Source organism: Aquirufa sp. A-Brett2-W8 (genome assembly GCF_054558755.1).
Map to the genome: position 1 here is coordinate 215,170 of NZ_JBPXKS010000007.1, position 9,583 is coordinate 224,752.

Consider the following 9,583-nt stretch of genomic DNA (forward strand, 5'->3'; position numbering starts at 1 on the left):
CGGATGAAATAATGTGGTCTTGCTCGCTTTATTGCTGCTCTGTATTATTTAAAATTTAGTCCAGTCTATTAGGGTGGTACTACAAATTTCCTACTTTAATCAATGTTAAAATTCTATTAAAAACACTTATTTCAATACCATCAGAAATTTGTTCATCAATTTTCCATCTCACATCTATTGTGTCACCCGCTTCAATTTTAGAAAGGGCTAGTAATGAAATTTCCGATGGTAATAGTATTCTTGTTCTGCTAGAATTAGGAATTAAGACGCCATTTTTATAAAGGCTAAATGTAGCCATATGATTAACGGCTGTAACAAGCGTAGTTGATCCTGCTTGAAAGATATTTCCATTTACAGTTGCAGTTTCAAAGCTTGTGATAGCTCCTAAAGCTGTTCCAATATCTCCATTATATACTGAAGCACCACTATTGGCTTCTCCACCAGAACTGGTAAACATTACGAAATTAGATAAGCTCCTAAAATTTATAATGCTATTACCTGTTGGCAACTTAAGTGCACCTGGTCCGAAAGAAATTGCTCCCAATGTAGTTAATAATCGTCCGTTTACTATGCTATTAGCCCCTGCAACGGCTGCCCCATGAGAAAATAAGGTTCCTGAGATATTTGTATTAGCACCGAGACCAATTGCTCCATCGGCAATCCAAAAAACATTTTTTGCGGTTGCTCCGTTTTTAAAAATTACATTAGTACCAGCCCCTGTATTAAATGCTCCTGCATTGGCTCTAATTATAAATATAGGGTTTATTTCATTATTACCATTTAAAGTAAGAGTGCCAGCAATTGATGCTGCGCCCGCTACATTATACACTCCAGGAAAAAGTATTTCACCATTTCCAAAAGTAAGTGGATGGGAAGCGGTTACTGGTATTGCCATAATATCGTTATAAATTAAATTTAAATCTTCAGCCGCAGTAGCAGTGCTAAAGCCCGTTGTATAAATAGCTGTGGGGATTTCTATTTGCCCATTAAATTGAATAGAATACGTGCCATCCTCTACTATAGTTCTAGTCATGTTTGTAATTACTAAATCTGTAGTTGAAGTAGTTGAACAAATTGTAGAATCATCAACAGAACTATGACCAGCGGTGTTAAGCAAGTTTAAAGATAATAAGGAAGTAGTAATTGTTTCGGTGCCATTTATTATTGTTTTTACAGCATATAATTTATGATTAGCTATATCATAAATTTGTGTACCAACGGATAAATTAGAGCCAAAAACAGTTACTGAGTTAGCTATCTTAATTAATATTGAAGGAGAACTCGTTACCTGCGCAAACATCAGGGTAGATAAAAACAGGAATAAAATAAGTAACTTTTTCATATTATGTAATGGTAGTGATTATGAAGTGTAGGACTATCAAAAGCAAAAAAGGGAGAGTTGCCTTATGAAGAAACATAAGCGCTAACTCTCCCTGCAGGAAAATCTACCTGTTAATTAGTAGTATGAGAATAGGAGACTATAAATTTATCATATTGTAATTGATTAGAAATAATAGTTAGAATAACCCCCAAACAAGTATAATCTGTACCAGGTCTCAATGCCGCCCCATTCATCATAACAGTTATCCCCCCTGTTCCATTTATTGGGTGTTTTGAAAGTGTATACGTGCTAGATGAGTTGGGTGCTTCAAATGATTCAACAAGGTATGTGGCACTTCGGTTAATTAATAACAAATCAACGTATGCAGAGTTAATTGTTTTAGTTGAGGCAATTGGAACTTTTGTTTGCCATAAAGTTGAATCAGACAAAACATAAATTTGCGTTCCAGCAGGCAAATTTTGGCCAAAATCAGTTATTCGATCTGGAATTCTTAATTGTGCTGTTGGGGTAGTAGCAGTTGGTGAAGCTGTTCCTGCAGGAGTAGTTGAAGTTTGTGAAAATCCTACATAGGAAATTGCAAATAATGCGATTGTTAGTATATATTTTTTTATCATTGGTTAACTCAGTTTATCTATACCACTGCAAGATTTTAGTTTAATATTCAATTTGTAACTGTTAATTTATCGTTTTGCCTTGTGTCAAGAATTAATGTTAAAGTAGTAAGACCTACTCCTGACCATTGATTTTGCCTTAGTATAGCTCCATTATAATTAATTCTAGAAAAAGGACTCAAAGTGAATGTTAGAGCAATACTATTTTCCCCGTCAGAAGCTAACTCTTTTTCAAAATATTGAACTACACCAGCCGTTGCGTTTGCACTAAACAAAGCATAAGGCACACTCATTAACTCGTTTGTACCAGCAATGGAGTAAGCGGTTCCGCCTGTAATGTCAGTTTCGGTTTTAATAAAATAAGGTCCATTTGCCCAGTTGATACCTACAAATATGCCTTTAACAACCCTACCCATTCCAATTTCTAAGCTTACTAAGCCATTGGAGTTAGTACTGGGTGTTTGGATTTCTACGTATACAGGAGTTCCGGTAGATGAACCTTGTAAAACACTGATTTGCATACCCACTAGAGATGATGTTAGCAATGCATTAGTGCTGTTACGAATTACAGCTTGGTAACTCATTTTTTGTGGGGCTTGTGCAAATACGCTTACCGTTATTAAAAGCCCTGCTATGATTGAATATATCTGTTTGATCGCTTTAGTATTTAATAATTTTAAATGTTTTTAAATCTTGGTTATTGTTAGTCACTCTCAAAAAATACAGGGCACTTGGTAGATTTTCCATACTAATTGTTTCGGTATTACGTAGTATTTTTCGGCTTTCAATTAATATTCCTCTAAGGTCATAAAGTTGAAAGTTCAAAGTTGAAAGTTCGGCGTTCCCCACATTAAGCGTTAAAAAATTGTTGGTAGGGTTAGGGTAAACTGTAAAATCCAATTGAATGGTATGGAGTTCTACACCTAGCACAACAGAAATTATATAGGGTTGTTGCACGCCTTGTACCACTAAGCCGTTTGTTCCTATATTAGTAGTATAAACAATTTGCCCTACCGAATAAGCAACGGTGCCTGTGCTACCTGAAGCATTACCGCCTGCAGCAATTACTGCTTCTTGTGCCTTTGCTGTTATAAGCCCAAAGACAAACAAAAACAATACAACTATTTTTGTTTTTTGGATATTGATAATGTTTATGTGGCATCTGAAAATTGATATTTTGGTTTTCATAACATAAACCAAAACTTTATGATTTTCAATTAGTTGACTTATTTTAATAAATTATTTAAAATTATGAATTAAAAAAGGCTTTAGGAATTAAACGTTTCAACATAAGACCCTTTTGTTACAAAGGGGTCAGATAGAATTGAATTTTTAAAAAATTAGAAGGATTGCTGCCTGTTTGTGCTTTGAATGCGCGTCTAAATTTATCCCGAGATTGAAACCCAACCTGCTTCCCTATACTCTCTAGTGTAAACGATTGGGCTCCCCCTTTTGAAATTAAGTCTTTGGCATAGATTATACGTAATTGATCTCGCCAGGAATTGAATGATAAATTGAGGTGGTTTTGTAAGTAATAGGTAAGATGATGCTTCGGAATTCCTAGCTCAAAAGAAACTCTATTTAGATTAAAATCATTTCGAGTATAAGGTAATTCTACCATAAATACGGCCACTAAGGCATCAATTTCAACGAATTGCTTTTGGCTTAGTAATCTATTTGGGGAAATTAAGGTTGAGTCTTTAATTATTTTATGAGGTTTGTTCAAAAATTTGATCCCATAAATAATAGATGGATAGAAAAATAAAGTGATGATTAAAAATAAGATCCCAATTCCAGAAATTATTAAGAAAAAATTTGAGGTAAATATTACCTCTATAATAAATAATATCAATAATCCTGCAAAAATAAGATTCAAGAAAAAAAAGAATGAAAAAAGCCATTTAATTCCCCTTTTGTAAACAACTGGAGACATGTCATTAACTGATTCAGATTTCCTAACTCTATAAAAAAGTGAAACACAATATAATAAGTAAAAGAGGTACGAACTAATTATGAATATATTGATCATTTTAACATTTATAAACGCTAATTGAATATTGTATAAATTATTGTGATCAAGTTGTACCAAATGAGCAAGAATTAATTTTTCTGAAAAAGGAATTAATAAATATGGTATCTCATTAATTAGTAAAAATAAAGGGGGTACCAAATGAATTAAATCAACATAAAAAAATCTGTATTTATTATACAAGAAAAATTAAACATATAAATATATAATTGGTCCTAATAATAAATAAATCGGACTAAAATGCGCCAATAAAATTGCCGATATATAAACCAGATCTTGTTTGATTAGAACGTGAATATTGAAGAAAATTAGCCCAACCATAAAAATGCAGAGGCTTAATAAATAATTAGCCACATTCGTCTTAATATTATGAATTAGTATCAGGATTGATATTAAAAAGCAGTAAATAGCTAGGGCTAAGTTCAATATTTTAGGATGAGGGACTTTTAAAATATGATTTCAAGAAAAGCTAATTCCTTTTAATAGGAAGCTCGCACAGCTTAAAATTTTTAATTAAAACAATATTCAAAAATAACCAAAGTTTATGGTGTAAATTAAATTTACAAGATAAACCTTGGCCCTTTTATATAAATGGGTCAAGGTTTATTTTCTATAGATCATCGGATGTGCACTAAACCCCTAATAGACTGAACTAAATTTCAAAAAGAGTTTAGCACGAAATAATTCAGTAGGTATTTAAAAAGAAAAATGAGAATGATTTTAGGATGAACCTTCAGATTTGCTTAAACACAAAAAAAACAAACCAGATTAATCTATTTGTATTTTTTGATTTTTGAAACATATTAAAATCGGATGAAATGTAATGGGTTTGCTCGCTTATTTGCTGCTCTGTTTTAAACAATCAAACAACCTTTATGTAAATTGGAGGAAGTTAATAATTCCACTCATGATAGATACAAATCTTGAACTCGACCAATATCTACTTGTAAGCAATCGTGGAGCTGACAGAAAAATTAGGGGCAAGAACGATTTAGCGAGTTTCTAATTTAATTAGATAGCCAATGTAGCGTATTCAACACAAATTGTTTCCAGTGATGGTCCGTCACTTGCATGCCAGCATAAAATTTTTTGCCATCACCCATAGGGATATACATCGCTGTGAACCCATTGCAATCGCCTAATGCAACTAGTTTTCCTTTGCCCACTTTCCCTACCAAACCTTGCGAAGTGGCGCTGCCGGCTGGATTGATTCCATTCCAGCGTTTGATTTCTGAGGTAGAGGAAAGGTTAAAAAGGCTTGTGTAACTTGGCCCTGTTAAACCGCTACCTCCATAACAGACGATGGCGTCGATTTGCTCCCCAGATCGCTCACCTTTCGTGATCGGATGATCCGTATTCAGCAAACCATTTTCTTTGTTGAATTTCAGTAGGGTCTGAAAACCTTTCATTTGTATACTTTTATCGCAATTCAAAGAATCCCAAATAATCCCGATACTGGATTGAATCCCGAATTTGTTTAGTAAAGGCTTCATGGATTTATCGATAGGCGCATGCTCGCTTAGTAACATCAAAGAACCGCCAGCAGCCACCCAATCATGCAAGGCATCGATTTCAGCTAGAGTAAAGGTCGACTCTGTGGTCACTTCTTTCTTAGACCCAAACTTAAATGGCATTGCCGGCGTAATAACGACCAGTTTGTATTGATCTAAATAGGCTTTGGTGAAAAGAGCGGAATCGATTTTAGGCCGGTAGCCATCTGCTGTAGCCACATCTATTAATGGCTTTGCTAAACCCATTTCCACGATAAAATTATGGTGTGCCGCGTCGATTAATAGGGCCGGACCTTTGCCTTTCATGTATTTAGGGTGTGACACGCTCGCATCAAATGTACTGTCATTTATCATTTGCGCATTCATCGAAAATGCTGTTAAGCAACATAAAATAAGGAATTTTAGATATTTCATTTGATTTCTGCTTTTAAAAGTTCGATTAACTTATCATTGCTTTTCTTCGCTTTACTAAGACTTAATTGGTAGATAAAAATGTAGTTGTAGTATTTTTGGACTTCAAAAATAAACGCATCCGATTGTAAAATTTCTTTTGTTTTTGGAAGACTTAGAAGAAAATTTTGGTATTTGATTGGATCATTCATTTCATACTCTTTCGAAAATTGATTTGTTTCTCGGATGACTTTTCCTACTCCCATGGGTAAGTGATTATTGAAATCCACCCCCACTTGATCAAAAAAGGTATTTTGTGATTCTACTGCTTTGAAATTTACTTCGTAATAAATAGACAACGCATTCTTAAGTTCATTTTCCTCTAAATAAGTGAATAATCCGCTCGATTGCATGTTTTTAAAGGAGCTATTATTCATGTAAAGTGTCGCAGTGGACGCATAAAAATCCGACATTATTTTTAATGAATCAATTAATTGCTCCTGACTTATTTTTTTATTTTTGGCCAAATAAAGTAATTGATTCACATTGTTAAATGTCTGAGTAGAGCGATCGTGTGAAGCCATTACCCTTGCAATTATGCTTGAATCAACTTGTAAATCCTTTAGGATGGCGATTTTATTTTGTTCGATCCGGTGTTCGATGACTTGATGTTCCCGTAAATTTTCCGCTAAAAACCCCAAAGTAACCGCCGCAAAAAGCATGATAAATTCAATAATGTATTCAGCCCATTTCTTTTTATGGGTTGGATGATGAGGGTGATGTACTTCCATGGTGTGATTTTTGTGGTAACATAAGATTTTGAAATTAAGAAATTTATAAGAGAATTAGAAGTTAATTAAATTTAAACAAACCCCAATTTCTATCGAAAACACCTTTCGTACTACCACACCCTTAAAAACAAAGAAACCACTCGCCCTGAGTGGTTTCTGGTAGTCCGTACGGTAGAGTTTAATCCTGTCCTACCCTATCTAATTCGTATCAAAACCAAACCAGATAAATCTATTTTTATTTTTTGATTTTTGAAACTTATTAAAATCGGATGAAATAATGTGGTCTTGCTCACTTTATTGCTGCTCTGTTTTATTTAAAATTTAGTCCAGTCTATTAGGGGGGTGGTACAATTGCTATACGTTTCAGTTATACTAATATAATAAATATAGATTTGATTTATGTAATTTTTAAGTTGATATTTGATATCAAATGGTATAAAGCTATTTTGATTCAATAAACAATCATTTATTATGGATAATTCTAATCACGGCGAAGAAGCTAAATGTCCTTATACGGGAGCAGCATCAATGGTTAAACAACCTAGTGCAGGAAGTGGAACAAGAAATACAGATTGGTGGCCACATCAATTGCGTTTAAATATTCTAAGACAACATTCTCGATTATCAAATCCGATGGATGAATCTTTCAATTATGCAAAAGAATTTTCGACGCTAGATTTGAAAGTTATAAAAGACGATATTATCAAATCATTGACAACTTCACAGGATTGGTGGCCTGCAGATTATGGTCATTATGGTCCGTTTATGATAAGAATGGCTTGGCATAGTGCAGGTACGTATCGAACTACTGATGGCCGTGGTGGTGGAGGTGCAGGGACGCAAAGATTTTCTCCATTAAATAGTTGGCCTGATAACACTAACCTAGACAAAGCACGCTTATTGTTATGGCCAATTAAGAAAAAATATGGCCGTAAATTATCTTGGGCAGATTTAATGATTTTGTCTGGTAATTGTGCTTTGGAGTCAATGGGTTTTAAGACATTTGGATTTTCAGGTGGAAGAGAAGATGTTTGGGAGGCACACGAAGACATTTATTGGGGTAATGAGCGTGTATGGTTAGATGATCAAAGATATACAGGCGATCGCAATTTAGAAAATCCATTAGCAGCAGTTCAAATGGGTTTGATTTATGTTAACCCGGAAGGTCCCAATGGAAATCCTGATCCAATAGCTTCAGCAAGGGATATACGTGAAACCTTTGCTAGAATGGCCATGAATGACGAAGAGACCGTAGCATTAATTGCCGGTGGTCATACTTTTGGTAAAACCCACGGAGCTGCAGATCCTGGTAAGTATGTTGGGAAAGAACCAGCTGCTGCCAGCATAGAGGAGCAAGGTTTGGGTTGGAAAAACACGTTAGGAACAGGTAACGGAATTAATACCATTACTTCTGGACTAGAAGGAGCTTGGACAACTACACCAACGCAATGGAGCAATAATTATTTTGAAAATTTATTTGGTTTCGATTGGGAATTAACAAAAAGTCCAGCTGGGGCAAATCAGTGGAAACCCAAAGGGGGAGCTGGTTCAGGTTCAGTACCTGATGCGCATGATTCTTCAATAAAACATGCTCCTACCATGTTGACATCAGACTTAGCTTTAATAGTTGATCCGGCTTATGCTAAGGTCTCAAAAAGATTTTATGAAAATCCTGATTTATTTGCAGATGCATTTGCTAGAGCTTGGTTTAAATTAACTCATCGAGATATGGGACCTCGTTCTAGGTATGTAGGTGCTGACGTTCCAGCCGAAGTATTAATATGGCAAGATCCTATTCCAGCGGCAAAGTTAAAAGCTATAGATGCTGCTGATATACTTGTATTAAAAAATAGTATTCTTTCTTCAGGATTATCTGTCAGTGAATTAGTAACTACTGCGTGGTCATCTGCATCCACATTTCGAGGTTCAGATAAACGCGGTGGTGCTAATGGAGGCCGGATTCGTTTAGCGCCACAGAAATTTTGGGCGGTAAACAACCCATCTCAATTATCAAAAGTAGTAGACGTCCTAGAAAATATTCAAAAGGAGTTTAATTCAATTAATCAAGATAAAGAAGTCTCATTAGCTGACTTGGTAGTTTTAGGTGGTTCGGCGGCTGTTGAAAAAGCTGCTAAAGACGGCGGAATAGAAATTGCAGTTCCTTTTATTGCTGGTCGTACGGATGCATCGCAAGATGATACAGATGTAGAATCATTTGGAGTATTAGAACCGATAGCAGATGGTTTTAGAAACTACATTAAACCTCGTACATTATTATCTGCCGAAGATATGTTAATCGATAAAGCACAATTATTAACTTTAAGTGCTCCTGAATTAACGGTATTAATTGGTGGATTACGCGTTTTAAATGCGAATTTTGATGGGTCAAACCATGGAGTATTTACATCAACCCCAGGGGTATTAACAAACGACTTCTTTGTTAATCTAATTGATCTTAGAACTGCTTGGAAAGCAGTTGATGTTCATCAATATATATTTGAAGGTTCTGATCGCTCCACAGGCCAAGTTAATTGGTCTGGTACTCGGGTAGATTTAATTTTTGGATCTAATTCAGAATTACGTGCCATTGCCGAAGTTTATGCGTGCGAAGATTCACATAATAAATTTGTAACTGACTTTGTCGCAGCATGGACGAAAGTCATGAATCTTGATCGATTCGATATAGTATAAAATTAAAATTTAATTTAAGGCTCTGTTTAGTATTATCACTAAATGGAGCCTTTTTTTATTTTAATATTGTCAGAATGTATGTAATACTCCCTGTAAATCGTCAGCAAAAAGTGGACCGATAGAGGTTATTTCTTAGGGAGTGTTTCCAAACAATTATTAAATTACAAAATGGAAACAAGAAAAAAACAATCAGCAGAAAATTACATCAAAGACATCCG

The 9,583-nt window shown here is 34.8% G+C and carries 8 protein-coding genes; 1 reads left to right on the forward strand and 7 read right to left on the reverse strand.

The window, feature by feature from the left end:
- Window positions 1-79 precede the first annotated feature (79 nt).
- The 7 genes from ACST13_RS08630 to ACST13_RS08660 all read right to left on the reverse strand — a co-directional run bounded on the left by ACST13_RS08630 (window position 80) and on the right by ACST13_RS08660 (window position 6,674).
- On the reverse strand, window positions 80-1,342 hold the full coding sequence (locus tag ACST13_RS08630) for an ice-binding family protein (RefSeq protein ID WP_459522787.1): 1,263 nt from the start codon (window positions 1,340-1,342) through the stop codon (window positions 80-82).
- A gap of 110 nt (window positions 1,343-1,452) precedes the next feature.
- Window positions 1,453-1,956, reverse strand: coding sequence for a hypothetical protein (locus ACST13_RS08635; RefSeq protein WP_459522788.1), 504 nt, complete (start codon window positions 1,954-1,956; stop codon window positions 1,453-1,455).
- 47 nt (window positions 1,957-2,003) lie between these two features.
- Window positions 2,004-2,537, reverse strand: a complete 534-nt coding sequence (locus tag ACST13_RS08640) for a hypothetical protein (protein ID WP_459522789.1) — start codon at window positions 2,535-2,537, stop codon at window positions 2,004-2,006.
- Between the two features lie 76 nt (window positions 2,538-2,613).
- On the reverse strand, window positions 2,614-3,141 hold the full coding sequence (locus ACST13_RS08645) for a T9SS type A sorting domain-containing protein (protein ID WP_459522790.1): 528 nt from the start codon (window positions 3,139-3,141) through the stop codon (window positions 2,614-2,616).
- A 115-nt stretch (window positions 3,142-3,256) separates the two neighbouring features.
- Window positions 3,257-3,886, reverse strand: coding sequence for an AraC family transcriptional regulator (locus ACST13_RS08650; RefSeq protein ID WP_459522791.1), 630 nt, complete (start codon window positions 3,884-3,886; stop codon window positions 3,257-3,259).
- 1,103 nt (window positions 3,887-4,989) lie between these two features.
- Window positions 4,990-5,907 carry a hypothetical protein gene (locus ACST13_RS08655; RefSeq protein ID WP_459522792.1) on the reverse strand — a complete coding sequence of 306 codons (918 nt, stop codon included), beginning with the start codon at window positions 5,905-5,907 and terminating at the stop codon, window positions 4,990-4,992.
- Entirely contained in the window at window positions 5,904-6,674 is a 771-nt protein-coding gene (locus ACST13_RS08660) for a hypothetical protein (RefSeq protein ID WP_459522793.1), read from the reverse strand. The genes ACST13_RS08655 and ACST13_RS08660 overlap by 4 nt, the downstream gene beginning before the upstream one ends.
- Before the next feature lie 471 nt (window positions 6,675-7,145).
- Here ACST13_RS08660 and katG point away from each other — a divergent pair, with 471 nt between their 5' ends.
- Window positions 7,146-9,365, forward strand: coding sequence for a catalase/peroxidase HPI (katG, locus tag ACST13_RS08665; RefSeq protein ID WP_459522794.1), 2,220 nt, complete (start codon window positions 7,146-7,148; stop codon window positions 9,363-9,365).
- The last annotated feature ends 218 nt before the right edge of the window (window positions 9,366-9,583 follow it).